Genomic DNA, 25,956 nt, shown 5'->3' on the forward strand with positions numbered 1-25,956 from the left:
TCCTTAATTATTAGAAGAGTCAGTTAAAAGGAGGGACGACATGTATCGATATGTCAGTTCACCACAAGCATCTAAATACATCGTGCCACCACCTCAACACCGAGAGTTGTCTAGCGTTGATGTACCTGAATCTGAATTGGAGATGCGAGAAATTCTAAACAATTGGTTTGCCGATGGTTTAGCACCGATTATTCAAAGTGAAGATGATTATATTTCTGCCAGCGAACAAGTTCGATTTGAGAAACTCAGCCGCACGGTTGGAATGTTGTTGAGGAACAAAGATTATTACTTCGCAGCCAAGCGCATTTTGTCTGTGTGGGAAAAAGATTGTCTTGAAACGACCTATGTCAATTACCTCATTCTACGCAGCGAACGTATTACTTCGTTGAGACAGTGAACACGTCTGTGTGGTTCTTAAAGTCTGTTTAGCCAGTAAAATAGACTCTAGTGTGAATATTTCTTCCCGTTCTAGCTTTTCAATAGAGCTAACAAAAAGGGCAAGCTTGAAAGCTCACCCTTATGATTGTTCCTTAAATGTCTAATCAGCTATTCAGCGTTCTAGCCGATCAGTTTTGTTTGCTTGATTGCTGATCTTGCCAGTGGCTAAATTACTTAGACCCAACCATCGAATTTAAGTCGCTTTTGAATTCTCTCAACTGCTTCTTTCTGCATCTGTCTGACACGCTCATTAGACACATTCACATCCAACATTTGTCCAATCTCAGATAACGTTTTTACTTTGTTATCGAAGAAGCCGAAACGGTGAATAAGCACCTTCTGTAATTTTGGTGGCAATGTGTTGATGATCTCTTCAAGCGCGTGTGTGAATGATTTATCTTCACAGTCTTGTTGAGGGTCGGGGATGTATTCGCTTTCGCATTGTTCCAGCACGAGTGGAGCATGGCTGATGCCTACGGTTGTTGTTACGTCAATAAAACCGCTTAACGCGACCAGTTGATCGACACGTTCAGCTTTTACGCCAGAGCTGTTCGATAGTTCTGAGATTGAGATCTCTTTGCTCATCTTTTTGCCGACATCGAGCTTTTTTGAGGCAAGGCTATTAATCTCTTTACAGACATGAGCAGGTAATCGGACAGTACGTCCTTTGTTCATTAAAGCGGCTTCAATGTTTTCGCGAATCCACCATACTGCATAGGTCGAAAAGCGATAGCCAGGTTCTGGATCGTATTTATCAATAGCCTTAATGAGACCGATATTACCTTCCTCGATAAGGTCTAGTAGGGTGAAGTTGTTGCCTTTACGCTTTAGGTAACTTTTCGCAATTTTTACAACAAGTCGCAGGTTCGATTCGATCATTACGTCGCGCGCTTGTTTATCTCCCGCACGATTCAATTTCGCGTAATAAAGTTCATCTTCACGCGACAATAGATCAATGCCCACAATATCCTTTAGATAGTGAGCATAAGGTTCTGCGTTGGCAGAAAATGGTTCTTTAATGGGTGTGTCATCCGTGAGCCCCTGAAACGCAGCAAAACTGTCATTGTTCATTTCCTTGTCCTTATCTAGCCGACTGAACGTTTTATTTTATTATTATGCCACCAAGTGATTAACGCTTGGTTTCATTAGAGTGTAGATAACACTTTCTTCTTTACCAATAAATAAAATGCAATTTCATATGTTTTTGTCACAAAAATATCTACAAACATTTAACTAAGTTGCATCTTATTGAGAGAGGCGTTATTTCAACTAAAACATGAAGATGCATGGTTTATAAAGCATGCGTTATACATTGCTCTATGTAGATGAATTGAGTGAATCTATAGGTGTTGGGTGGCTATATAATTGATAGGAGAAATGAGACGAAAGTGGCAAGAGTCGAGGTTCCATGTTTTCAAAGTCCCTCAGCTCTCAGACCTATTCTGTGGATATTGACCGCTACACAAAGCTTAAAAAGTGATGCTTGAAAGCTCAATGCATAGACTAGTAAGTGGCAAGTACTTCGTCTATTTGCTGGTTGATGATCTTCATTTCGCTGTAGATAACGGAAAGATCGTCGTCTTGTGGCGCTAGCTTATTAAGTGTGTTTTGTTCAACTCTTTCTAAGGCCACAGTAGCAGTTTCTTCGCCAAAGCTGGCTAAGATGCCTTTCAAGGTATGCACAGTGAAATGAAGCTTGCCCCAATCTTGTTGTTGTACTAATTCTTCTATCTCTTCGAGTGAATTGCCATGGTCTTCTTGGTAAGTCGACAGCACAGCGTAAATCACTTCTCTGTCATTATCTAAGTAGGCATTTAAAGCATCAAAATCTAGCATATAGACTCCTGTCGGCTGCTTGTTGAGAATGGGCTAGGTGGCTTAGTGGAAAAACCATACCTTGATGAATCACTGATCCATTGGTTCCATCTTGGTGGAAGTTCTAGCTGTGTCAGTTCTTCTACGTATTCGTCACTAAGGTTTACCTCTATGTGAGCGTTATTGACGGCATATAGATAGTCAAGTTTAGCGGCGACTGAATAAGGGTAATTGTGAATGTAATCTTTTAATTCTTGGATCGACCCCGAATTTCCGATATTGATGCATGTGGACGGGTCGGCTGTGTTTGACGCCAGTTGTTCTTGTACTGGCTCCCCACGAGATTTGAGGCATTCCGCTACAAGGTGGTACAACGAATATTCGCCAAAGTGGCTAAGCAAAGGCAACAATTGAGCTAGCAGCGAAGTCGGTTGGTTGAAAAAATGATTCGATAACAGTTTGGTTGCTCGTATCACTTTCTTATGGGCAACCAAAGGACTGTTTTCTATCAGCAATATACTGCTCTGGAACAGGGCAAGGCTGGCTAAAACTTGTTGTTGTAGCTTTGCTGGGAGCTTTAAATTCACCAACTCAGTGAATTGGTTGGCGTGCTCAAGCAACATACGTTTGTTACTTGTCTGAGTTTCTCGTTGGTAGGTTGCTTTTAAAGAGTCGTAGTGCGTGCCAATCGAATTAATCACATCAATATCGGCAGACGAAATGTGGGTTGCATACATTTCCCCAAGCTTAATCAACATGTGCGTATTGTCGACGTTCTCGGCCAAATCGATCGCTCTGATTGCGCGATGGCTGATGCTCGGCGTCATTTCAAATGCTCGTATCGCTAGCTTAAGCGCAGGCAGCAACATCTTATGTTTTTCATAGATACAGCTTAAGCAATCAATCACGTTTAGTGACAGCGGCTGCACAATCAAATAATTGTGCAGTTTCTCTATCGCTAGGTTCGGTTTACCTAAGCTGTCTAAAATTAATGCCTCTGCAACCAACTTGGTCGGGTGCATTTTTGTTTTCGAAGTCGTGAGAACGTTTGACAGCAAGTCCCATTTTTTATCCGCAATCAAGTGCTCGATCAGTGTCGCTTCGAATTGTACGTTCACTTGGTTATTAGGAATCGCTAGCGCCTGTTTCAGCACTTCAGGAGTGTTAATCGGGTAGAGGCGGTTTAGCTGATCAATTTGTTGAGATTCGAACACAGCATTTTGGATTTTCTTACCCAACGACTGAGTGTGGATCGGTTTAGAAATGAAATGATGCGCTTCGCCGGATAGGGCGGTTAGAACTGTTTCTTGGCGCATATCACCGGAAAGTAGAATCGTCGCAACCGTATGATCAATAAGTCGATTTCGGTAAAGAATGCCCAACAATTCAAACCCTGTGAATGATTGCTCTAAGTGGTAATCAATGAGGAGAACGTGAAAAGAGTGCGTCTCGACCGCTTTTATGGCTTGTCGATAATCGGTTGCAATGAAGATGCAGTCGCGCGAAATGCCAAGGCTCGCCAATTGTTGCTTGATAAGTATCGTTGCACTTTTAGAGTCGTCGACAATCAAAACCCGTAGGTCTGGTGGTAAGGTCAAATCCATTTTCCTCAATACCAAATGTTATTTTTAATTTAGGTGTCAGGTTGCACATTGTCAAGACGGCATCTTCTTTAATGAGATCACTTTAAGTCCTTGTTGTTATATCGATTATTTACAGGATAAAAGTTTAATTGGATTGAGTTTTTAGCGCGTATAGCCCTCTGTTTTATCGTTGTTTTACTTTATGTATCGGTACCTAATCATAATGATAATTATTTTACCTGATGCATATTATTTACCGTACTTATGTATTTAATCGAAATTATTTGTGGTGATCATCTTTTATGTGAATTGTTGACGTGTATCCCTACAAGTATTCTTAGAAATAAAACACGGTGTATTATTCCGTTTATAAGGATATTTGATGTTTTCGCTTTCCATAAAAAATAAAGTTTTGGCTTTGTGCCTTTTTTCGTTTTCTGGCTTCAGTAGTATTTTATTTGTGGGTGAGGGGGCCTTAAGTAATAACAATGAACAAGTGAATCGAATAGATGAAGTTATTTATCCAATCATGGACTCTTCATCAATGAATAAAGTTTTAATCGATCAACTTGCAGAGCGATTCAATCTAGCTGTTACGCTAGGTGATGAAGAACTGCTAGCAATGAACGTTACAACATATAAAGCGATTCTTGCTAACTTCGAATTACAGGCTGAGTTAGACCCATCTATAGAGCATTCAATTTCTGAACTTCAAGAAAATACGAAAGCTTATTTTGATTCTGCGTACCGAATAGCTGAAGGGATGATCGAAGCGGATATTTCACTGAGTGAAGCAGGGCAACTGGCTAAACAGAGCAGTGAAATACTGGAAGTGTTGACCAAAGGTATTAACGACTTTTCCGCCGCTCGAATTTCTGATTTCGAAAGCTCAGTAACTTCTCTTGAAGAAAACAATCTTCGTTCAAACCAGATTATGAGAGTGCTTGGCATTTTAGCGTTGATTTCATTGTGTATCTTTGGTTGGTTTGTTGTCTATGCCATACGTAAAGACTTAGCCAATATAAGCGATAAAATGAGAGATATAGCGGAAGGCGAAGGTGACTTAACTATTCGGCTTAAACATGAGAAAAACGATGAACTTAAACCATTAGTTGACTCGTTTAATGCGTTCGTTTCTCATCTGCAACGTAATGTTACAGAGACCATTGAAAACGTAGTGGAGTTAGATTCTATTTCGCGTTCTTTAGTGAGTTCAAGCCAAAATACACGTACTTTATCTAAGAACCAACATGTGGCTATTGAGGAGGTATCCCAATCTTTGCTGCAACTATTTAGCGCGGCTAAAGATATTGCAAACAATGCAAGTGATGCATCGCTGTCTGCTACAAGTGCAAGCGAACAAGCGTCTATGGGCGAAGTACAGGTGAAAAGTACCATTCTAGCGGTACAAGAACTGACTACCGATGTGCGTCAAGCTTCTAAAGTGGTTGGGCAATTGGATACCAACACTCAAAGCGCAGGATCGATACTCGATTCAATCAGCGCAATTGCTGAGCAAACCAATTTACTTGCATTAAATGCAGCTATTGAAGCTGCAAGAGCGGGTGAGCAGGGAAGAGGCTTCGCTGTTGTAGCTGATGAAGTTCGTACATTAGCATCAAGAACGCAAAGCTCTACACAAGAGATTCAGTCCGTGCTTTCTCGATTGCAAGAGCAAGCAAAAATGGCGTCAAAAATTATCTCTGAAAGTGCAATCAAAGCTGAGAATTGTGTTGAACAGTCATTAGTCGCGGAGAAGTCTCTTATTCAGATCACCAAAGATGTTTTGGATATTAGTCAACGTAACGACAGCATTGCATCGGCAACTGAAGAGCAAGAGCAAACCTCGTCTCATATTGAAACGTTTGTAACTGATATTCGTGATATGGCTGAAGGTACTACTGACAGTGTTCAACAAGTTGATTCAGTCGCGCAAGATATTCAAAAAATCACACGAAATTTATCTGAATTAACGGGTCATTTTAAGATTCGTTAATCTCCCTCAATTCTTCCTGCTGTTTTTCTAAATGTTGTTTTTCTTGATTACAACCAAGAAAAACAGCGGGAGTTTGCCTCGAATTTGGGGCTACTAATTATAAAAATGAAAACATAACTGTGGAGTTCGTTATGAAAAAGACAGTAATTGCTGCTTTAGTAAGTGTTGCTTGTGGTGTTAATGCTGCAAGTATGGAAGATATTAGTATCAGTGGTTTTGGCTCCGTAGGTATTGGGAAAGCGAACAATGATGTTAATTATGCAGGATACACCAGTGAGAATCTTGAATGGGAACAAGAGACACTTGCTGGGCTTCAGTTTGATTTTAAAGTGAATGAGAGAGCGAAGTTCGTTACCCAGATCGTTGCGAACAGCCGCTATGATTATGAACCGAAGATCGAGATGGCGTATGCATCATACGACTTTGACAGTTTTACAGCTCGTGCCGGTAAGCTACGTCTGCCTCTGTTTTTCTACTCAGATTACACGGATCTTGGTTACGCATACCCTATGATTCGCCCTTCGCAAGAGCTGTACGAAAATATTGTTTTAAAAAGCTATACCGGTGCTGATCTGTTGATTCCTGTAGAGTTTGAAAACTCAAGCCTATTGATTCAACCTGTTGTTGGTATTGGCACTATTGACGAAGATGACTCGATTGTTGGCGAAGTTAAACTTGATAAGCTGATGGGTGTAAGTGCGAACTGGAACGTAGGGGATATGACGTTCCGTGGTTCTTACTTTGTTGCTGAATCGAACCCATCTTGTGATTTTAATAGCTCGCTTGATCCTTACTGCCAGATGGCTCAGATGTTAGACAGCAAAGATGGCCAGTTTATTTCGCTTGGCGCGCAATACGACAACGGTGATCTAATCGCAAACATCGAAGGCGCAGATGTACAGTTAGATGGTGAGTTCTATGATTACCAATCTATTTCAACATTAGTTGGTTACAGAGTGAATGAGTTTACCCCTTATATCACTATCAACTGGGTTGAAACTACTGATAACGAAGAGCGTGTAAACCTACCATCTTCGTCACTTAGAGAAGCTATGAACTACGAGCGTTTATCTTATGCGGTCGGCTCTCGTTGGGATTTTGCTAAGAATATGTCACTTAAAGTCGATGTAACTTATGTTGACTACAAAGGTACCAGCGGCGGTTTCCAAGAGAATATCGAAACAACTAGTAACCCATTTATCGCAACGGGTAATTTCTTTGAAGATGACTCAATCTTGTATTCAGCTAAGTTAGATTTCGTATTCTAAGGTATCAGTATGAAAAAGTTAGTAACGTTTATAGCAGCAACATTCATTTCATTTAATGCCGCTGCGGGTATGGTTGTTATCGGTAATAACGCAGGTGTAGATGCGTTAACCAGTGCTGATGTGAAAAGATTATTCATGGGAAATTCAAACCAATTGGGTAATGGCAGTAGAGCACAAATTGTAGAGCTTGTTGATGGCGCTGCAGGTCGAATTGCTTTCCATGAAGTAGCAACGGGTCGTTCTGAGTCTCAGCTGCAATCGGGTTGGGCTCGACTGGTGTTCACTGGCAAAGCAGAAGCGCCAATCCAAGTCGCTGACTACAGTGCTGTGATCAATCAAGTCGCTTCAAACGCGAACGCGATTGGTTATGTTGATGAAGCTGCGCTTACCAGCGAAGTGAAAGTATTGCTTAAGTACTAGTATCTGATTCTATAACGTAGATATATAAAGCCCGATAACTAAGTTGTTATCGGGCTTTCGTGTTTTTACTTTCGCTGAGTTGAATGATGAATCAATTTAGCTCTAATCACGCATATTCAGAATCAATACAGCGGCTAACGCTAAGAATGCCGTCATCATTAAGAACACATCGTTATAGGCCATGATAGCGGCGTCACGTTGCATGGTTCCAAGTAAGCTTGCCTGTGCTTGTTGCATTGCTGTCGCGGCATCACTGCCTGATTGGATAAAGAACGCTTGCTGATCTTTGAGTGTTTGCCAACCAAGTTGACTCACTGAAGGCAGCGACTCTTTGATATGTGCAAGATGCTCGCGAGTTTTGTTATCCAGTAGCGTAGCGATAATCGCTATGCTGAAAGCACCACCTAGGTTGCGCATTACGTTGGTTAAAGTCGAAGCATCCGGTGTGTCGATTTTGCTGATGTTCTTCATGGCCACCAAAGACAGCGGAACCATAATAAACGGGCTGCCAATAGCGCGCAGAATCATAGACAAAATCAACTGCTGACCACCAAAATCGATCGTCATGTGGGTGTTCACGTAACAACTGAAACCGAACATCGCGAAGCCAAAGGTCACCAAGTATTTAGGCTTAATGATTTGAGTCAGTTTGGGCACGATTGGGAATATCAGAAGTTGTGGGAAACCCATCCACATCAGAACTTCGCCGATTTCCATCGCGTTGTATTGCTGGATTTGCGTTAAATAAAGCGGTAATACATAGATAGATCCGAGCAACGCCATACCTAAAATCAGATAGGCGATACAAGACATCGCAAACTGCGCATCCCGCAATAGCCGCAAGTTCACCAGTGGCTTCTTGTGTTGCAACTCGTTTATCACGAAGTAAACCAAACTGACCGCAGACACAATACTCAAGCCAACGATAAAGCTTGAGCTAAACCATTCTTCACGGTTGCCTTCTTCTAACACGACTTCCAAGCAACCTAAACCTAGCGCCATGGTTGCGATGCCGAACCAGTCGGCTTTTTTCAACGTGCCAAGGTCGAGTTTTTCATCGTCCAAGCCATAGCGGATCATGGTGATCACGAGCAGAGCGGGCGGAATATTGATGTAAAAAATATAGTGCCACGAGAAGTTCTCGGTCAGCCAACCACCAAACGTTGGGCCAATAGATGGAGCAAAGGTCGCGGTAACACCAAACAGTGCCATGCCGACTGCACGTTTGTTGATAGGCAATAGTTGAATAACCAAGGAGAACGCGAGTGGGATTAAAGCACCACCACTAAAACCTTGCATTGCACGGAACACGATCATCGACGTCATGTTCCACGAGAAAGAACACAGTAAAGATGAAATGGTAAAGATTGCCGTAGTCCACGTGAGATAACGACGCTTACCGAGCGCTTTTGAAAGCCAACCACTGAGCGGAATAGCAATCATCTCCGCAACTAGGTATGACGTCGAGATCCACGAACTTTCATCCAAGGTTGCAGACAGGGCACCTTGAATATCTTTAAGAGAGGAGTTGGTGATCTGGATGTCCAAGATCGCCATAAACGCACCAATCAAGCCGCCGAATAGGGCGATCCAATGGCGAGTTGATACTTTGTCCTCATCACGAGTTGAGGTGATAACACCAGCGCTGCTCATGGTCTAGCCTCGTTTATCGATAGTCGCAACCACAGACAAACCAGGAAGCAATCGACCTTTCAACTCTTGCTGATCTGGAATGGTAATTTTCACAGGGACACGTTGAACGATTTTGGTGAAGTTACCAGTTGCGTTTTCAGGTGGCAGCAGCGCGAACTTAGCGCCAGTAGCAGGGGAGAAACTGTCTACCACGCCTTCAAGTGGTTGGCCTGGGAAAGCGTCTAACTCGACTTCAACCGTTTGACCTTTGTGAATGCCACTTAGCTGTGTCTCTTTGAAGTTTGCTTCAATCCACACTTGGTTGTTAGGCACTAGACTCATAAGCGGAGCACCGGCTTGAATCAATAAACCTTCACGCACACTGCGCTTACCAATGATGCCATCAGTAGGTGCGTAGACTTTGGTGTAATCAAGGTTGAGTTGTGCTTGATCTTGTTGTGCTTGCGCTTCTGTTACTGAGGCTTTGGCTTGCTCAATTTCGCTCGCAATAACGATGAGTTGGTCATTGGTAGCGACAAGGTTGGCTTTCGCTTCTTCTAAGTCAGCAAGGGTCACTTTTTGTTGAGCGACCATGCTATCGACTTCATCTTGAGAAGCGTAATTGCGTTTTAATAAGCTGCGAGAGCGCTGCACTTGTTGGATCGCACGTTCATATTCTGCTTCGGCAGAGTCGACGCCACTTTCTGCTTGGTTGATTTTGCTACGTTGTAACGTTTGTTGAGCGATTAAGTTCTTTACGTCGGATTGTACGACGGATAAATGGGCATTAGCTTGAGCAAGGGCCGCTTGGTAATCACGGTCATCAATTTGAACCAATAGGTCACCTTCTTTCACCGATTGGTTATCACTCACGTAAGACTTAACAATATAGCCAGACACTTTAGGGCTAATATTGGTGATGTCGCCTTGTAGGTAGGCGTTATCGGTCGATTCAAAATACTGACCGTAGCCATACCAATATCCAGCGCCAGCTAAACCCAATGACAGCATGATCGCAGTAGCAATAAGCGGTGCTTTTTTACGTTTTTTTGTGCTTACTGATTGCGAAGCGTTGTTGTTCTCTGTCATTTCTATTTTCTCATTTTGCTTTTATTTAGATGTAACGAATTGTAAATGAAAGTCATTGATTGATAAGATAGGAAAAAAGGGAAACACTGTTGCAAAAATCTTACTAATAGCGAGTTTGGGGAGGTCAGATGGACTTAAATGCGGTCACTGTTTTTACACAAGTGGTTGATTGTGGGAGTTTTACACACGCAGCTGAAGCGTTGAACATGACGAAGTCGACCGTCAGTCGAAAACTGGCTGAGCTAGAACAGCACCTAGGTGTGAGATTGATCACTCGTTCGACACGAAGTTTGGTATTAACACCGGAAGGTGAGCGCTTCTATCAGTCGAGCATGCAAATGCACGAGATCATGAACCAAGCTGAGCTAGAGGTTTCTGCCAATCAAGACTTGATTCGAGGCCCTTTAAATGTGGTGTTGCCTGTCGAGCTGGGTCATCAAGTTCTCGCCAAATACATCCATAGCTTTTTACTTGAATACCCGAATGTGACGATGAACTTGGAACTGACTAATCGAGAAGTCGATATTATTGGTGAAGGCATCGATCTTTACGCGCAAATCGGTGAGCTGGCAGATTCCAGTTTGGTTTCTCGGTTTTTGACGACTTCAGGGCGTGTGTTGGTCGCGAGCCCTAAATATTTAGAGCAATTTGGTGAAATTAAAACGCCTAAGGATCTCAAGTCACCATTTCGTATGATTGAGGTCTCGAATAAAGCAGCACGTTTGCCGAAATGGAAGTTACAGCTTGATGATGGAGAGTCTGAGTATATTGAGCTGCCAAGCCAACTGAAGGTGAATACCATTACCGCGTGTCTGACGGCATGTGTCGATGGGTTAGGCCTTGCAGTGCTCCCTGAATTCATCTGTCGAGAGCATTTTAAATCAGGTCGGTTGGTACATTTGCTGCCAGAATACGACATGCCACAAGTCTCGGTAAGCTTGGTGTACGCCGATAGACAACTCATGCCCAAACGAAAAAACGTGTTTATCGACTATCTACTGACAGCTTTTCAAAATAGAGCTAACGAAAACACTGAATAGAGGCATATTGCATTGGAAGCAACAGAAGTGATTGAACGATTAACCGCTGTTTAGTTATAAATCATCGACAATGACCAATAGTATTGATAAGAAAAACGAACCTTCTCGCAAGTCCGTTTTTCTCTCTTTGATTGCTCAATGTGGCTGTAGGTTCAGTACCGAACTAGCTCTTTTTCTCTGTGTACTCTAGCTTGTAGAAGTGCGCTTCACTTTGTCCATTCGTAAATTGGTTATATACGCCAGCTTTGAAGTAGCTTAATAGGTGACGCCAGTAATCAATATCCTGCTCAACTTTACGCTCACCGTCTACGTCAACTATGAGTTTCTTATCACCAACGATTAGGTCAAATGCTGTTGGTTTGCCTTCTGGTGCTTTGCCTAAGTCGTATTGAGAATATGCTACGTCTGATTTGCACATTTCCTTGTCTTGGTTCTTCTTACCGAACGATCCTTTACAAATTACAGCGTTGTTCTTAATGATTGCCCAGAAATGCCCTTCAACACCATTATTGTCACGTTTCCATACAACACGCAGCAAAGGGTGAGGGACATTGTGAGTACCAAGATCATCTAAGCCTTTGTTGTGTACTTGTAGAAAAGTAATCTCGTCTTGCTTAGAGTCTGAGTTCTTCATCGACTCTTCAGGGTTTATGATCTCCACTTCCGAACTTAATGTGTATGTTTCATTCGCTAAGTCTGTGCGGAAGTTTTCCTGAATGCGTAACTCGTTACGCAGGTGGTCATTCTTCATGGTAAAGACTAGCGCTTCACTTTCTTTGTCGACATAGAAGTTATTGTTCACAATGCCGTCGTAGTTATTATCGAGCGCAAAATAGTCTTTGTTGCCTTTCTTGCCGTTTGGATCTGAAATTTGAAGTTCAGACACTGACAAAACATTTTGGTATTGAGAGTAATTAGAAGGTTCGCCTAAAGCGCCTTCTGGATTCGAAAACTCAACATTAGCGATTGCCGAAGAAGAAAAGGCAAGAAGGGCACAGCTAGCGAGTAGGGTTTTATTCATCAAAATATCTCTTTTGTATTATTATCGGTCAATAAAAATATAGATATCACTTTTGAGGTTTATGTGAAAACGCCAGTGTTTGAAATTGTGGTCGGCACCCAATTTTCTGGTATAAAAATAGAGAGAATTAGGCTTTGATTTGGATTGGTTCTGGAATGTTAAAAGGCGGTTTTTTCTTGTTATTACAAGCACAAGGGTGGTGCTTTCTGATTTTGTGTAACCAAGTCATCAAAGCTAACCTTGGAAATACCAAGTTCGTTCACAGCGCTAACTGCCAACCTGTGAACGTGAATAAAGTTGGCAGTTAGCGGCACGATCAAACTAGTTCAGCGTTGGTTTCCATTCAACGGCTTGTCCATTGCTCAACATAGCTTTGATCGAAGTCGCTGCTATTGTGACGCCGTTTTGGCTAAACGCTTGGTCAGAGAAATTCGCGATGATCTTGGTTCCGTCACTGAACTCGGTTTGTTGAACATCCCCGTTTTTGTCTAGCCAGTGGAAATCTACGAGCGCCTTATCCCATAGCTGCTGGTGTATTGGTTCAAAGCCGTCTTGGTAGTGCTTCAATGCCTTTAGCCTTGGGCTTGAGCTCGATAAAGCTTCATCTCTTGTTAAGTGAACCATCGCAGGTGTGTTGTACAGCATGGCGGTTAAGTCACGATCTGCTTGTACGTTAGTGAACTTGAGACTGTCTGAATGCCAGTGGTGCGTGTTAATCACTTCATCGTGGAATACGGCTTGGTATAGCGGAATTCGGTATTGAAGAGAAAACAGCAGAGACTTATAGGGTTCTTTCACTTTTGCAGATTTGAAGAAAAAGTCAGGTTTATGATCAGGATACCAGCGACCCAAGTAATAAGGCGAATTGCGGTTTTCTTTCATGTCTTTGTCTGTCCAACCAAAGCCGACCGTTTCTAAGCCGTGTGTAAACGCGATACCTTTGGTTGTCAGGCTATTGCCATCTTCAGAACCCAACACCAAATTTGGTTGCTCGCTTAACCACTGCATTCGGTTATTGAAGGCAGAAAGCATATCCGACTCATTGGAATTGTCTCGATAGTCCTCACGCGCCATCGCTGTCGCATCAACATCTAAGAACAAACTATTGAAGTGACCAAAGCTCATGATGTCTTGAGCGCGCTGTTTTACGTAATCTAAATGGCAATTGGGATTTAGATAATAACCGTTACCTCGAAATCCTTTTTTCAAGCTGCCATCCGCTAGTTCAATCGCGCAACTATTACGCATCGGCTCTGGTAATTGAGCCGTTAACCAGTTGTCGTTTAACTTGGCGGGTATGGCAGTGTTGTAAGAGTCATAGGTTCCAACTAAATAACCAGACTGTTTAGCCAGTTCCACCGCGTTTGGTTGATAGAAAGCTGGCATCCAATTATCAAAGCCCAGCCAAAGCTTATTCAGGCCTGCTTTATTTAGGTTGCTCACCATGTCCGAGGACAGGGCTTGTCCCCAAGTTTCAGGTGTATTGAGATAAGAAGACGCGTTCTTAATCAACCAGCTTTTCTTGTCTTGTGCAGCGGTATATTGAGCTCGAATAGCGTTGTCAGTGAGTGTTGGAGTGGCAACAGGATATAAGCCTTGCAGTGATTGGCTGATAGAGTCCAACAACAGCTGCTTGTGATATTGACTGAACCAATCTTTGCCTTTGGATAGAGTTGATAACTCTCGCTTCGCTTCACTTGAAATGTTTAGTTGAGAGGCCTTGAAGTACCAGGCTTTTAATCCCCACCAGTCGCTCACATCTTGGATACTTAACGGATCTTTACCAAACAGATAAACGTGGCTCGCGCCAATTAGCTTGCTCACATCAGGACTACGCTTCTGCTTTTCGATAAGCGATTCAGATAGGCCGTTATTAATACGCCAATGTCGGTATTGTTTGGCGCCATCCAACCAAGAGTCTCCAAGAGTTATACGAACAGTAAAAGGCTGAGACTTGTTCAACATGGTAAATTGATGTGATGCGTTCATATCAATGTTGGTGTTTGTATTAGCGGACGAGTTAGAAAAAAACAGCTGATTGTTGGTTGGGTTGATCAACTGGTAACTGATGAATTGATCCTTCTGTTGCACGGTCCAAAACGGCATCTTTAAGTCTTGAGTTGTGTTACTACCAGAATGATTGTCGATTAGGTAGTTTGCCCACTGCTTATTGTCGGTGGGCACGCGCAGACCTTCGCTAAAGGGCAGGAATAGAGTTTGAGTTTGTTGTTCAGCAAGGTCAAACCAAGCGAGTTCCATGGGGTGGTTTCGTTTGACTTGTGTGTTTACAGGTAAGGTGAATTGGACAAGGAGATCATCTTCTTTCAACTCCGCTTCAACATGGATTCCGCTCGGTATCAGCGTCCAAGAAGCTTTGGTTTGTGAGTGAGCGACAAGTTTAGTGACTTGCTGAGGTTGACGATCAACAGTTAGCGCTGTGCTATTCACACTTAAGCCATTCCAATCTATGGCTAGTGTTTTTGTTGAAATCGATACTGTGTCGCTGTTGTTGGTATTCGTTAGCGTTATGTGATTGCTTTGTGCGTTTGTTGAGAACGCACAAGTGCTGAAGAGAGCCGCGATGGCGAAAGACGTAAAATTAAGGTGGTGACGTATATTGAACATATCTAGGTTCCGTAAAGAGTAAGTACGGTTATTACACCTAAGTCGCGTTGGTGTTTTGTCACCTATATGTCTCTATTCATTCCCTTAGCGGGGAATAGTAATAGCGAGCATAACTTTAGAAGGGCACCGAGACACGCTGTACATACTGGACTTCAATCACGCCTTGGTATTCAAACATTTCCACCGAAGCGCTTAAATGTTTTGCTTCAGCGCCCGAAGGGCTTTCTGTCGGAACAGTTGCTTCAAGTGACTTGATTGGCACTTTGAAACCCAACATGTCGTAGTTTTCATCAAACCATTGCCAACTCACATTGGTGTTAGGGCAGTTGTCGATCACATTGGGTGGCGTTACCACGATGTGAGGGTCGTTGAGTTTACTCTCGAGTGTTAGCCATCGCTTACTGTCATCTAGCGCAACAATAATAGGGTAGTTGTTCGATCCTATGGTTAACTGATAAACACCAGACTCCGGCTTGATAAACATTTCACTGGTTTCAATCTCTTGATATTCGACATCAGAATTGAGTTGCCCGTCGATAACCACTTTCCCCTGAGGTGAAACCAAAGAGATACGCTGTGTTTGATCTTCTACTGCTTCGTTCAACTGCTCCGCAGACACTTTAATCTGATAGCCTTGTGACGAAAGACCGTGGCGTTTGATAAAGCTGACTTGGATGTGATTGTTGGGTGCAGAGCTTTGTTCAAGAGTGGTTCCACATTGAGTTCGACTTAGTATTTCTTGTTTAACGGGCAACCAAAGTTGGCTATCAAGTGTCTCCTGATTCAGCGCGATTTGTAGCTCCTGCCAAGCAACTTGTGGTTGGTCATCAAGCAGCGATTGATAGGTGTGTTGCAGTGGCGTATCAGCAAACCAAGCTGCATGACACGCAAAGGGCGCAGTGCAAAATAGTGCTATTAGCGAGCTTAGTTTCATCGGGATTCTCCTGCCAAACGATAACCAACGCCTCGGTGTGTTTCTAGGTGAAGTGTCGGCAGTTTCTGACGCAAGCGCAGTATGTGATTGTCCACGGTTCTGGTACTTGGAAAGGCTTGGTAACCCCAAATCTTGTTGAGTAATTCATCTCGGTGAAATACACGCCCTTGGTTCTGAACAAACAAAACCAATAACTGAAACTCTTTCGGTTTGAGTGTGACAGGGCTGTCATCTAGATAAGCGATTCGTTCCGACAAGTTGATTTGGATATTAGCGTAGTTCAAGTGGCTAACACCTAATGGGCGTAGCTGAGTGATCACCCGAGCAAGCAACTCTTCATTTGAAAATGGTTTAGTCACGTAATCCTTAGCGCCAGCCATCAAGCCTTCAACACGTTGTTGAACTTCTACTTTCGCGGTTAACACAATCACAGGCAGAGCTTTGAGCAGTAGCCAATTTGGAAGGTGCTGTAAGCTGTCGCCGTCTTCGAGTTGTCGATCAAGCACCACAAGGTCAGCACGCAACCACTGCTTACTGGCACTCTTTGCATCTTGTACCCAAAGGCAGTGGTAACCATTGGACTCAAAGAAGCTGACGAGGCCTTGCCCAAGCAGTTGGTCGTCTTCAATCAGCAATAGGGTGTTCATAAGCGATTTCCAAAATACATCGGGTAGGGTTACGGAGAATAATGAGACGGCCATTCGCTTGTTTCATCAAGTGTTCGACAATCGTTAGGCCAATGCCCATGTTATCTTGTTTGTGTACAGTACTTGGTGTTACTCGAGACATCAGTCGTTGAATCCAAGACGGGAACTGACCTTCATCTTGAACTTCTATCGTTAGCTTATCGGCAAGGGTGACCTTAACTAAAACCTTGCCTTTACCATGTTGCTTAGCATTCTTGATCAAATTATCGAGGCAAATAGTTAGCCAGTAATACGGTAGATTAAGTTCGACTTCGCTTTCTTCACATTGATACTCAATATTGTGCTTTTCACAGACATGGTCGAGCCATTCTTCCAATGATGCGTTTTGCTTCAGCAGGGGCTCTGACTGATCGGAACTTAGGTAAACTTTACTGTTCTGAGTGAGTTGAGAAAGCCTTTGATAGTCAGATATTAAACGCCAAACTGCCCCTTGGGTATCATCGGGGAAATCGTCGTAGCGGTTTCTGAACATTTCGACGGTTAAGCCAAGGCTAGTGATTGGCGTGCGAAGTTCATGCGTGAGAAGTTGCAAAACGAACTGTTTCTCTTTGCGCTCTTTCCTACGTAGATATATGGCACGAGTTAATACGCAAAGTAGCGTGAAGAGTAGTGCGAGAGTCACAAGCTTCATGACAAGCCTGTCGTTGCTCGACTCGCTTAGACACAAGTTACTGTAACGAAAAGAACAACTTTCACCCGACAAGGTCACTTCTTGCTGCTCGGCGATAGGCTGCCAAACTTCAGAGGGAATCGCTTTCCAGCCCTGTTCGCCACTTAACCAAAGCACATCACCTTGTTGCCAAGCGCGGTATCCATTAAGTAGTGCCTCTTTTCCTTCTGTCGTTAAAGTTTCCAGCTTGCTAAACAAAGGATGCAGAGGATTGCTGATACTCAAAAATGGATGAATTTGTTCACTGTTCTCTGGGTAATGCGCTACATAACGATCAGCAAAGCTGCCACCAGCAGGGTGTCGTTTTGAGTGTGCTGCAAACCAGATTGAATCTAATGCTTGTTGCTGACACAAAGCCAGTTCGAATTCGATGGCATCGTTCAAAGAAGGGTTGGTGTTTTCAATCGCTCGGCAGCTATCTTGAATTGTGGCTAGCGCAGCGATCTCTTCCCAACTGAATTTTTTGAAATCCGGGTAGCGGGTGCTTTCCTTAAGAAGAACTTTTGGATACTGAGCTAATTCTTGTTGAGAGACAGAGATAGGAGACGACTGCCAACTGAGTTGATACAGGGTTTGCCACTTGTCTTGCAAACTTTGGGCATTGGCTAGCGTTGGGAGCCAAAGGGTCAAACAAAGGGCTAATGTCAGCCTGCGCATCCAGTCATTCTCGTTAAAAGTCATTAGGCGAGTCTAAAGAGTTTTGGCTGAGATTTGTAACCTGAATGTCAACAAGTGTCCTTTCAATATCAAATTGTGAAGCTGAGTCATGAAATAAATCATAAGCCTGAATTGAACATGCTTTCAGAGAACAAGCCTAAAATACAGAAAGTATCATTTATTTGGTTTAGATTTGATTATTGTGTACTTACTGTTATTTTTGGGAAGGTGGAACCGAATATACTGGGTTCAAACCTAATAAAAGGAACCACCATGAAAACAATCATCAAATCAGTATTGGCAATAAGCATCTTGGCTGCAGGTTCAGCTCAGGCATTTGAACTCACGAGCAATGATATTCAAGAAGGTCACCCTATGGCGAAGACATTTGAATACTCTAGCTGGGGCTGTGATGGCGATAACTTATCACCTCAGTTGATGTGGAAAGATGCGCCAGCAGGCACTAAAAGCTTTGCGATTACAGCCTACGACCCGGACGCACCAACCGAAAGCGGTTTCTGGCACTGGGTGGCGTTTGATATACCTGCGACAGTAAATGAACTTCCTCGTGCCGTTGATATTACAAAGCTAGGCGGTAAAGAAGGTCGCATCGATTACGGAACAGTTGGTTTTGGTGGCGCTTGTCCTCCAGAAAAAGATGGCATGCACCGTTACCAATTTACCGTTTGGGCATTACCAACGGACAAACTTAACCTAGACGAAAACACACCATCTGCTGTGGTCGGTTTTACGCTGAACAGCATGGCGTTAGACAAAGCGAGACTAACAGCGACTTATACTCGTTAGTTGGTTAATCAAGCAATAAGCGTTTATCACCACAAGAAGTACAACCAAACAAGGGGATGAGATGAATCATCAATATCAAGTGACAGTCTTTCGTGCCGAGCAATTACAGAAGCTGCGTAATGTGAGGATTCTATCCCCTAGTATCATTCAGATAATCACAGGCAGTAAGCGCCTGTTTTGGAAAGAGTCGGCAGCCGAACTCACACATTCAGAGCTGTTGTTATGTGAAGCCTCGGCATCATTGAGTTTTGAGAACATGCCTCACAAAGGACGTTTCCTTTCGCGTGTGTTCAGTTTTCAATTTCAGCCAACTCAAGCGATGCTCGATTTAAGTGAACAGCGATCAGGTGAGTTGAAATTGCCGACCATAGAAGCTGACCGGAGTTTGCAAGATTCGTTGAACGCGTTGTTTACGTTTGACCGTCAAAGCATGAGTGCAGCAACCCAGCAGTTTTGGCTGCAAGGTTTGTATCAGCAATTGGCAGAGAAGGGCGTATTACATAGGCTGTTTGTTAGCTCAAACGTATCGTTTAGCCAAAAGCTCAGCCACTATCTTTCGTATTCTCCAGATGAGAAACACCCGTTAGAGTCGGTAGCAGAACGCTTTGCGATGAGTCGTACCACGCTGATTCGCAAGCTCAAGCTTGAAGGCATGCAATATCGTGAGGTGCTAGCGGAAGTGCGCTTAAGTCGCGCACTGTATCTGATGCAGAATGGCCAACAGAATGTAGCGATGCTGGCTCAGTCGTGTGGTTACCAATCTGAAGGGCGTTTTAGTCAACGTTTTAAAGGCAAGTTTGGTTTATCGCCGAGTGAATACATTAAGACAGTTGCGAGTGATAGAGTCGCAACGCCTTAATCATTCTTCTACTGATTAAACGCTGACCTTGGTATCTCTTGCTGCGAGTGCGGCAAAAATCGTACATGCGAAGGCAACGCCAGCAATTAATAGAATCGGAACGCTCCAAGAGCCCGTTTGTGAATGGAGTTTACCCACCAAAGTCGGGCCAGTCGCCGCTAGGGCATAACCAATGCCTTGAGCCATACCAGACAACGAAGCCGCTTGGCTGCTGTTTGATGTACGTAAGCCAACAAAAGAGAGCGCGATAATAAACGTAGAACAGTTGGCTAACCCAAAGAGTCCTACCCAAAATATTGCAAAATCAGGCAAGTACAACAGGCCAATCAATCCAATAAACACACTCGAAGTACAAATGGTAATCAACCATCGTTGATTATTGCTCTTGCCTAAGAACGGCAGTAACAGTAGCCCTGGAACCATGGTAGAAAACTGTAGGAACCCGTAAATGTAACCCGCATCAATCTCGCTGTAGCCAAGATCGTTCAAGATTTGTGGCAACCAACCCGCCAAAGAGTAGAAGGTAAATGAGTTAAGTCCAAGTGCGAGTGTCACTTGCCAAGCAACACCACTCTTGATCATCTTTTTCATCGGTACTGGATTTTCTTCGTTCTGCTTAGTGCTTTTAGAAGAAGAACGCTTGGTGATTTTGGGAAGCCAAATTATCAAGGCCAATAGTGGAAATACGAGGTTCATTAATAGCGCTAACTGCCAACCCGTCAACGTGAACAAGATCAGTTCTGAAAATGGCACCATCAAACTAGAGCCTAACGTCGAACCAATCCCCATCGTAAAGATATACAAAGAGGTCACTGTCGCGATGCGTGTCGGGAAGCTGATTTTAACCACAACCGGCAACAACACGTTACCAATCGCGATACCAAGCCCGATCATCACGGTGCCGATGTATAAAGTCGGGATCGCGCCAAAAGACCGCAGCGTGATACCAGTGGTAATTAAGACCAAAGCCAACAGCAAGCTAGGTTCAAGCCCAATTCGCTGAGATATTTTGGTCACTAGCGGTGAGAACAGGGCGAAGGTTAACAGTGGTAAAGCAGTTAAGAATCCAGCAGCAGAAGAATTAAGGCTGAGCCCTTCCATAACCTGAGAAAGCACCGGAGCCAAGCTCGTAAACGGCCCACGAAGGTTAAGTGATAGGAATAAAATCCCTAACATGACGAAAATGCTGTTACGAAGTGAGGCGCTCATAGGTTGTTCTACTGTTTGCTTATGAGAAGACAGGCTAGCCTACAGATCATTGAATGATTACACAAATACCGTTTAAATAGGGCTACTAATGATTGAACCTGCGCAGTACGCGCTCTACCAGAGAAGGTTACCCATGACTGTATTGAATGTCGACAAACTCATCTCAGACTTCCCATTGCTTCAACGATTAATGGCACTCGACGAAGTGACTTGGTTTAACCCAAACATCACAACGCTAGAGCAGGGTTTACCTTATGTGGGCTTGGGTGAGAATGACATTCACGATGCGAGTCTGCGGTTACAACGGTTCGTTCCTTATCTGGCTCAGGTTTTCCCTGAAACCCAAGTCACCAATGGCATTATTGAGTCTGAGCTTGTTGATATCCCAGCGATGAAATCAGTATTGGAAGCGCATTATCAGCAGTCTATCAAAGGGCGCTTGATGATGAAAAAAGACAGTCACTTGCCGATTTCAGGATCAATTAAAGCCCGTGGTGGTATTTATGAAGTGTTAACCCACGCCGAGAAGTTAGCGTTTGAAGCCGGATTACTGAGTGAGAGCGATGATTACAGCAAACTGCTAGAGCCTGAGTTTCGTGACTTCTTCCAACAATACAGTATTGCTGTAGGGTCGACAGGCAACCTTGGCATGTCCATAGGCATTATGAGTGCCAAGCTTGGCTTTACGGTATCGGTTCACATGTCTTCTGATGCGAGAGCGTGGAAGAAGAACAAACTGCGTGAGCATGGCGTCAATGTCGTTGAGTACGAACAAGACTACGGTGTTGCAGTTGAGCAAGGTCGTAAAGAAGCAGAGCAAGATCCCCGTTGTTTCTTCATTGATGATGAAAACTCTCAAACCTTGTTCCTCGGTTATTCGGTGGCAGGAGAGAGACTCAAACAACAATTCGAACAACAACAGATCGTCGTCGACAAAGAGCACCCGTTGTTCGTTTACTTGCCATGTGGTGTTGGTGGTGGCCCCGGTGGCGTGGCATTTGGCTTAAAGATGGCTTTTGGCGATAACGTTCACTGCATCTTTGCTGAACCAACTCATTCGCCTTGTATGTTATTGGGCGTTCATACTGGTTTGCATGACGAAATCGCAGTGCAAGATCTGGGTATCGATAACCTAACTGCAGCAGACGGACTCGCAGTAGGCCGTGCGTCTGGTTTTGTCGGCCGAGCAATGGAACGTTTATTAGATGGTTACTACACAATAACCGATGAACGTATGTATCAACTGTTGAGTGAATTGAATCAATCTGAAGGCATTCAATTAGAGCCTTCTGCATTGGCTGGTATGCCGGGCGCAGTGCATGTCGAACACAACCGAGAATATCTGGAAAGGTTAGGCATCGATGATTCTAAGCTAACCAATGCAACGCATCTTGTTTGGGCGACTGGTGGCGGTATGGTTCCAGAGCAAGAAATGGCAGCGTATTTAGCTAAGTCTTCGGTGTAAATCGGATAGAGAATCGGACGCTGGTGGAAGATTTGTGAGTTTAAACGAAGCAATAAGTTGCGCAGATCGTTATCCCAAACACATATTTTATAAATAAGGCTTCATAGGTGTTCTAATTATCAGTTAGGTTGAGTGGCATTCAACTTGATAGGGATAGATCAATGCGAGCACAACAACTAAATACACCAGAAAAACTCTTACAACGTTTAGATGCCATTGGGGAATCTTTAAGATCTTCTGGTAAGGCGCATGCTTTGTTGGGGCTTGGCTCAGTTGGCATTGAAACAGAGCGACTGGATCAATATTCAGACGTCGATTTCTTCGCGATAGTGCAGACTGGACACAAGCAGTATTTCTTAGACAGTTTGCATTGGTTATCTGATATCAACCCAATCGCCTACGCGGTAAGGAATACGGTCGATGGTTATAAAGTACTTTATGCCGATGGGATATTCTGTGAGTTTGCAGTATTCGAACCACATGAATTAGCGCATATTCCGTTTGCTGAGGGGAGAATCGTTTGGCAGGAAGCCGACTTTGATACTCAGTGTTGTGTGCCTCCAACAAAAGCTGCTGCACAACCCAATTCTCAAGAATGGATTATAGGAGAGGCACTCACCAACCTTTACGTAGGTATGTCTCGCTATAACCGAGGTGAAAAGCTTTCTGGGAGCCGGTTTGTTCAATCTTACGCGCTTGATCGTTTGATCGATCTTGTGGATCAAACAGAAAGCTCACAACCTGAATTTGTCGATGAGTTTATGTCTGATAGAAGGTTAGAAGCGCGCTTCCCTAAGTTTGCTCAGCTACTGCCAGCCTTTACTCAAGGCTACGAACGCACGGCGGAATCGGCTTTGGCACAGCTTGAATTTTTGAATGCTCACTTTAACGTCAACCAAGCTATGCGCTCTAGAATTATTGATTTATGTAATTAATACTTTTACTTACGATATGCACCTTCAATGGTTTCTGTTTTAAAACGCATCGAAAACTGGTTTCGGTACGTTAGTTTTATTACGTACCAATAAAAGGGTTGTCGCTAACCCTTATTATTGGTAGGTTTTAATAATGAAATTTACTTCTGCTTCAACGTCATTTTTCTTCTGGTGGTGCTCTATCTAGAGCAGCACGGAATACTCACATTCTTTAGCTGCTGGAAGGTAGTTAAGAATGTCACCAAGAATGTTGTCTCTTTTTATCTCCAGTAGCTTTTATTACTTGGAGATACCCCATGAAAACACCTCAAAACACGAACAAACCGGAAATCATTCTGACTGGCGACCGAGCTACCGGTCCTTTGCATCTGGGTCACTATGTTGGTTCACTTCAGCAGCGTACTTCGTTACAGCATATTCACGACCAAACGATATTGGTTGCGGACATGCAAGGGCTTACTGACAACGCTCATAATCCCGCCAAGGTTTCGTCTAACATTCTTAATGTGGTGGCTGATTATCTAGCGGTCGGTATCGACCCAACAAAAACCACGATCTGCCTCCAATCACAATTGCCAGCACTGGCAGAACTCACCATGTTCTACAGCAACCTTGTGTCTATTGCTCGTTTGGAGCGTAATCCAACCGTTAAAAGTGAGATTCAAAACAAGGAGTTTGGTCGCTCAATTCCAGCTGGTTTTCTGACTTATCCGATTTCACAGGCGGCTGATATCACGGGGTTCAACGCGACCTTGATTCCTGTGGGTGACGACCAATTGCCAATGCTTGAACAGACTAACGAGATAGTGAGAAAGGTTAACTCACTCGCGGGCAAGCCAATCTTAAATGAGTGTAAACCCTTGCTGAGCAATGCCTCTCGTCTTCCGAGCACCGGCGGTAAAAGCAAGATGTCCAAATCGATGGGAAATGCGATTAACCTTGGCGCGACCGAGAAAGAGATTCGTGCCGCAGTCAAATCCATGTATACCGACCCAAATCATCTACGAATCGAAGATCCTGGCCAAGTAGAAGGGAACATCGTATTTACCTATCTTGATGCTTTCCATACTGATACTCACTACGTCAATGAACTAAAAGATCACTATCGCAGAGGTGGGTTAGGGGATGGCCAAACTAAGAAGGTATTGGAAGAGTGTCTACAAGAGATGATCCGCCCGATAAGAGCGCGCAGAGCCGAATTGTTAGACGACAAAGCGCAACTCATCGATATCTTACGCCAAGGCACACAAGTCTCGAGAGAAAGAACCGAAACCGTGTTGTTTGATGTAAAGGGCGTGTTTGGTCTGAATATACTCTAATTTATAAGATGATTTATAGGTCGATTCTGCATTTAAAGCTATGATTATCAATGATTTTTATGTGGACTATATGTAAATAAAGTCAATTAAATTGAATGGGAATAATAATTAATTTATAAAGTCGTTTTTGTGATTGTACTTGTCCCTTGCTTGTTGTTTTTCACTCGAATACAACTGAGAGAGTGGACAAGACCTTGCCTTCAAATGATGGAAATAAATGAAAACGAAACTATTACTCCCAATTTTACTTTTACTCTCGGGCTGTTCTGACGTTGTCAGTGATGAGTACGCAACTTACGAACTGGCTCAACAGGATCATTTGTTTGATAGAGGCTGGTTACCCGACATCTTGCCTAGCTCAACGTCGCAGATTGAAGTCAATAACGATTTAGACATCAATACCTCTGAGGGGAGTTTTGTGATCAACGAGCCTCAGCTATCTGAGTTCATCGCTAATCTGACGCCAACTTCGTCCGAGGGTGAATATCATTTTACCGAAGACGACAAAACTTGGGCGTTTAAGGTAGAGGGCGATAGCATCATCACTTACACACTCAATAAAGCTAAAGACTAAGTCTCAACCTACACCTTAACCAATACACACCGCCAACACACTTTCATCATTGTTTTGCTCGTTACCTTGTTTGGTGAATGCGGGAGTTTAATTTTATGATGGTGAGTTGGCGCTGTTATTTGAAAATCCATATCGAATCTTAATCCCGTAACGATTTGAAGCATAAAATTTTTGGATAATTTTGGAAGGTGCCAACGGGGTTTGCAAAGCCGCTGAAAAGCTAGGTTGTGAGACCTCTGCAGTGAAATCTGCGTTTAGAGAAGTGGGTATTGATGTACAAAACTGTGGCTCTGGTCAGCCAAATCCGAACCCTAATCCACCAACACCAACACCAACACCAACACCAACACCAACACCCGGCGTCGTGGAGCTAGAGATAAACGTACCAACACTAATTGTAAGTGGTGGTGACGACCAGCAACAGTTCGTTTTAAAGAATGTACCTGGAAGTGATGCCTGGATTCAGACTTATCATGGTTACGGTAACGTTGACTTGTATGTCGCAATCGCCCGACCTGCATCACTAAGCGACTACGATTGCTCTTCTACCAACTCAGATAACAATGAATATTGTGGTTTTGGTGGTGTGCAAAGTGAAGATATCTACGTGTTGGTGGACGGCGCTCAAAGCTCAATGGATGCTTACGTGGCCGTTAGCGCAGAGTTTGAATTACCTCAGCCAGAGCCTCAACCAGAACCTGAACCACAAGGCTTGTGCGATAACCTTCAAGAGTGGAATCCAAATTACTATTATCCAGCAGGTACAGCCATTCAATATTATGGCAACAGATTCACAGCGTCTGCGGATAACTGGGGAGCTGACCCATTCAACAATTATTGGTACTGGGTATTTGAAGGTGCTTGTTACTAGCTAAAACGACTTAAAGTGATTT

General features: G+C 43.5%; 22 protein-coding genes and 1 pseudogene. 12 read left to right on the top strand and 11 right to left on the bottom strand.

The genetic code is table 11. The features are described from left to right. Positions 1-40: 40 nt before the first annotated feature. On the top strand, positions 41-397 hold the full coding sequence (locus FLM53_RS19515; RefSeq protein WP_176679764.1) for a hypothetical protein: 357 nt from the start codon (positions 41-43) through the stop codon (positions 395-397). Positions 398-612: 215 nt separating this feature from the next. On the opposite strand, the gene FLM53_RS19520 is transcribed toward FLM53_RS19515, so the two are convergent. From FLM53_RS19520 to FLM53_RS19530, 3 genes are all read right to left on the bottom strand, one after another. Beyond that, positions 613-1,509 carry an RNA polymerase sigma factor RpoD/SigA gene (locus FLM53_RS19520; RefSeq protein ID WP_176679763.1) on the bottom strand — a complete coding sequence of 299 codons (897 nt, stop codon included), beginning with the start codon at positions 1,507-1,509 and terminating at the stop codon, positions 613-615. Between the two features lie 432 nt (positions 1,510-1,941). After that, positions 1,942-2,274: an Hpt domain-containing protein gene (locus FLM53_RS19525; protein WP_132762834.1), complete on the bottom strand. Its 333-nt coding sequence runs from the start codon at positions 2,272-2,274 to the stop codon at positions 1,942-1,944. Next, positions 2,268-3,857 carry a response regulator gene (locus FLM53_RS19530; RefSeq protein WP_176679762.1) on the bottom strand — a complete coding sequence of 530 codons (1,590 nt, stop codon included), beginning with the start codon at positions 3,855-3,857 and terminating at the stop codon, positions 2,268-2,270. Before FLM53_RS19530 ends, FLM53_RS19525 begins: the two co-directional genes overlap by 7 nt. A gap of 361 nt (positions 3,858-4,218) precedes the next feature. On the opposite strand from FLM53_RS19530, the gene FLM53_RS19535 reads away from it, so the two are divergent. From FLM53_RS19535 to FLM53_RS19545, 3 genes are all read left to right on the top strand, one after another. Then, entirely contained in the window at positions 4,219-5,832 is a 1,614-nt protein-coding gene (locus FLM53_RS19535) for a methyl-accepting chemotaxis protein (RefSeq protein WP_176679761.1), read from the top strand. Between the two features lie 131 nt (positions 5,833-5,963). Next, positions 5,964-7,100, top strand: coding sequence for a hypothetical protein (locus tag FLM53_RS19540; protein WP_176679760.1), 1,137 nt, complete (start codon positions 5,964-5,966; stop codon positions 7,098-7,100). 9 nt (positions 7,101-7,109) lie between these two features. Then, positions 7,110-7,520, top strand: coding sequence for a phosphate ABC transporter substrate-binding protein (locus FLM53_RS19545; RefSeq protein ID WP_176679759.1), 411 nt, complete (start codon positions 7,110-7,112; stop codon positions 7,518-7,520). A 102-nt stretch (positions 7,521-7,622) separates the two neighbouring features. On the opposite strand, the gene FLM53_RS19550 is transcribed toward FLM53_RS19545, so the two are convergent. Further along, complete coding sequence (locus FLM53_RS19550) at positions 7,623-9,173, bottom strand: DHA2 family efflux MFS transporter permease subunit (protein ID WP_176679758.1); 1,551 nt, start codon at positions 9,171-9,173, stop codon at positions 7,623-7,625. A 3-nt stretch (positions 9,174-9,176) separates the two neighbouring features. Beyond that, positions 9,177-10,241: an HlyD family secretion protein gene (locus FLM53_RS19555; RefSeq protein WP_132762831.1), complete on the bottom strand. Its 1,065-nt coding sequence runs from the start codon at positions 10,239-10,241 to the stop codon at positions 9,177-9,179. A 128-nt stretch (positions 10,242-10,369) separates the two neighbouring features. Between FLM53_RS19555 and FLM53_RS19560 the strand changes: the two genes are divergently transcribed. Then, positions 10,370-11,281, top strand: a complete 912-nt coding sequence (locus FLM53_RS19560) for a LysR family transcriptional regulator (RefSeq protein ID WP_176679757.1) — start codon at positions 10,370-10,372, stop codon at positions 11,279-11,281. A 163-nt stretch (positions 11,282-11,444) separates the two neighbouring features. Here FLM53_RS19560 and FLM53_RS19565 read toward each other — a convergent pair whose 3' ends face one another. The 5 genes from FLM53_RS19565 to FLM53_RS19585 form a co-directional block, all read right to left on the bottom strand. Continuing rightward, the gene (locus FLM53_RS19565) at positions 11,445-12,302 is read right to left on the bottom strand and encodes a polysaccharide lyase family 7 protein (protein ID WP_176679756.1); all 858 of its coding nucleotides are present in this window, start codon (positions 12,300-12,302) and stop codon (positions 11,445-11,447) included. Between the two features lie 321 nt (positions 12,303-12,623). Next, on the bottom strand, positions 12,624-14,927 hold the full coding sequence (locus FLM53_RS19570) for a glycoside hydrolase (RefSeq protein ID WP_176679755.1): 2,304 nt from the start codon (positions 14,925-14,927) through the stop codon (positions 12,624-12,626). Between the two features lie 115 nt (positions 14,928-15,042). After that, complete coding sequence (locus tag FLM53_RS19575; RefSeq protein WP_176679754.1) at positions 15,043-15,861, bottom strand: DUF2861 family protein; 819 nt, start codon at positions 15,859-15,861, stop codon at positions 15,043-15,045. Further along, positions 15,858-16,508, bottom strand: a complete 651-nt coding sequence (locus FLM53_RS19580) for a response regulator transcription factor (RefSeq protein WP_176679753.1) — start codon at positions 16,506-16,508, stop codon at positions 15,858-15,860. Before FLM53_RS19580 ends, FLM53_RS19575 begins: the two co-directional genes overlap by 4 nt. Next, the gene (locus FLM53_RS19585) at positions 16,486-17,895 is read right to left on the bottom strand and encodes a DUF3404 domain-containing protein (RefSeq protein ID WP_176680077.1); all 1,410 of its coding nucleotides are present in this window, start codon (positions 17,893-17,895) and stop codon (positions 16,486-16,488) included. The genes FLM53_RS19580 and FLM53_RS19585 overlap by 23 nt, the downstream gene beginning before the upstream one ends. A gap of 273 nt (positions 17,896-18,168) precedes the next feature. Here FLM53_RS19585 and FLM53_RS19590 point away from each other — a divergent pair, with 273 nt between their 5' ends. Both FLM53_RS19590 and FLM53_RS19595 read left to right on the top strand, forming a co-directional pair. Beyond that, positions 18,169-18,702 (top strand): YbhB/YbcL family Raf kinase inhibitor-like protein, encoded by a 534-nt coding sequence (locus FLM53_RS19590; RefSeq protein ID WP_176679752.1) that lies wholly within the window; start codon positions 18,169-18,171, stop codon positions 18,700-18,702. A 61-nt stretch (positions 18,703-18,763) separates the two neighbouring features. Further along, entirely contained in the window at positions 18,764-19,561 is a 798-nt protein-coding gene (locus FLM53_RS19595; RefSeq protein ID WP_176679751.1) for a helix-turn-helix transcriptional regulator, read from the top strand. Positions 19,562-19,576: 15 nt separating this feature from the next. Here the strand turns inward: FLM53_RS19595 and FLM53_RS19600 are convergent, their stop codons facing one another. Then, positions 19,577-20,770 carry an MFS transporter gene (locus tag FLM53_RS19600; RefSeq protein WP_176679750.1) on the bottom strand — a complete coding sequence of 398 codons (1,194 nt, stop codon included), beginning with the start codon at positions 20,768-20,770 and terminating at the stop codon, positions 19,577-19,579. 133 nt (positions 20,771-20,903) lie between these two features. On the opposite strand from FLM53_RS19600, the gene FLM53_RS19605 reads away from it, so the two are divergent. From FLM53_RS19605 to FLM53_RS19625, 5 genes and pseudogenes are all read left to right on the top strand, one after another. Further along, entirely contained in the window at positions 20,904-22,235 is a 1,332-nt protein-coding gene (locus tag FLM53_RS19605) for a D-serine ammonia-lyase (RefSeq protein WP_176680076.1), read from the top strand. Between the two features lie 161 nt (positions 22,236-22,396). After that, a complete protein-coding gene (locus FLM53_RS19610; protein ID WP_176679749.1) occupies positions 22,397-23,170 on the top strand; it encodes a hypothetical protein in 774 nt (257 codons plus the stop codon). 296 nt (positions 23,171-23,466) lie between these two features. Beyond that, entirely contained in the window at positions 23,467-24,489 is a 1,023-nt protein-coding gene (gene trpS / locus FLM53_RS19615; RefSeq protein ID WP_176679748.1) for a tryptophan--tRNA ligase, read from the top strand. Between the two features lie 217 nt (positions 24,490-24,706). Beyond that, positions 24,707-25,063 (top strand): hypothetical protein, encoded by a 357-nt coding sequence (locus FLM53_RS19620; protein WP_176679747.1) that lies wholly within the window; start codon positions 24,707-24,709, stop codon positions 25,061-25,063. 184 nt (positions 25,064-25,247) lie between these two features. Next, a pseudogene (locus FLM53_RS19625) lies at positions 25,248-25,934 on the top strand (PPC domain-containing protein); the annotation flags it as partial. Between the last annotated feature and the right edge of the window lie 22 nt (positions 25,935-25,956).

This window comes from Vibrio sp. Scap24, from assembly GCF_013394185.1.
GTDB lineage: Bacteria > Pseudomonadota > Gammaproteobacteria > Enterobacterales > Vibrionaceae > Vibrio > Vibrio pomeroyi.

Coding starts and splice junctions, on each gene's coding strand:
- FLM53_RS19540 (WP_176679760.1), top strand. CDS start 5,964: ATGAAAAAGACAGTAATTGCTGCTTTAGTAAGTGTTGCTTGTGGTGTT.
- FLM53_RS19555 (WP_132762831.1), bottom strand. CDS start 10,241: ATGACAGAGAACAACAACGCTTCGCAATCAGTAAGCACAAAAAAACGT.
- FLM53_RS19595 (WP_176679751.1), top strand. CDS start 18,764: ATGAATCATCAATATCAAGTGACAGTCTTTCGTGCCGAGCAATTACAG.
- FLM53_RS19580 (WP_176679753.1), bottom strand. CDS start 16,508: ATGAACACCCTATTGCTGATTGAAGACGACCAACTGCTTGGGCAAGGC.
- FLM53_RS19530 (WP_176679762.1), bottom strand. CDS start 3,857: ATGGATTTGACCTTACCACCAGACCTACGGGTTTTGATTGTCGACGAC.
- FLM53_RS19605 (WP_176680076.1), top strand. CDS start 20,904: ATGACTGTATTGAATGTCGACAAACTCATCTCAGACTTCCCATTGCTT.
- FLM53_RS19575 (WP_176679754.1), bottom strand. CDS start 15,861: ATGAAACTAAGCTCGCTAATAGCACTATTTTGCACTGCGCCCTTTGCG.
- FLM53_RS19515 (WP_176679764.1), top strand. CDS start 41: ATGTATCGATATGTCAGTTCACCACAAGCATCTAAATACATCGTGCCA.
- FLM53_RS19535 (WP_176679761.1), top strand. CDS start 4,219: ATGTTTTCGCTTTCCATAAAAAATAAAGTTTTGGCTTTGTGCCTTTTT.
- FLM53_RS19525 (WP_132762834.1), bottom strand. CDS start 2,274: ATGCTAGATTTTGATGCTTTAAATGCCTACTTAGATAATGACAGAGAA.
- FLM53_RS19560 (WP_176679757.1), top strand. CDS start 10,370: ATGGACTTAAATGCGGTCACTGTTTTTACACAAGTGGTTGATTGTGGG.
- FLM53_RS19585 (WP_176680077.1), bottom strand. CDS start 17,895: ATGCGCAGGCTGACATTAGCCCTTTGTTTGACCCTTTGGCTCCCAACG.
- FLM53_RS19520 (WP_176679763.1), bottom strand. CDS start 1,509: ATGAACAATGACAGTTTTGCTGCGTTTCAGGGGCTCACGGATGACACA.
- FLM53_RS19620 (WP_176679747.1), top strand. CDS start 24,707: ATGAAAACGAAACTATTACTCCCAATTTTACTTTTACTCTCGGGCTGT.
- FLM53_RS19600 (WP_176679750.1), bottom strand. CDS start 20,770: ATGAGCGCCTCACTTCGTAACAGCATTTTCGTCATGTTAGGGATTTTA.
- FLM53_RS19570 (WP_176679755.1), bottom strand. CDS start 14,927: ATGTTCAATATACGTCACCACCTTAATTTTACGTCTTTCGCCATCGCG.
- FLM53_RS19550 (WP_176679758.1), bottom strand. CDS start 9,173: ATGAGCAGCGCTGGTGTTATCACCTCAACTCGTGATGAGGACAAAGTA.
- FLM53_RS19610 (WP_176679749.1), top strand. CDS start 22,397: ATGCGAGCACAACAACTAAATACACCAGAAAAACTCTTACAACGTTTA.
- FLM53_RS19545 (WP_176679759.1), top strand. CDS start 7,110: ATGAAAAAGTTAGTAACGTTTATAGCAGCAACATTCATTTCATTTAAT.
- trpS (WP_176679748.1), top strand. CDS start 23,467: ATGAAAACACCTCAAAACACGAACAAACCGGAAATCATTCTGACTGGC.
- FLM53_RS19565 (WP_176679756.1), bottom strand. CDS start 12,302: ATGAATAAAACCCTACTCGCTAGCTGTGCCCTTCTTGCCTTTTCTTCT.
- FLM53_RS19590 (WP_176679752.1), top strand. CDS start 18,169: ATGAAAACAATCATCAAATCAGTATTGGCAATAAGCATCTTGGCTGCA.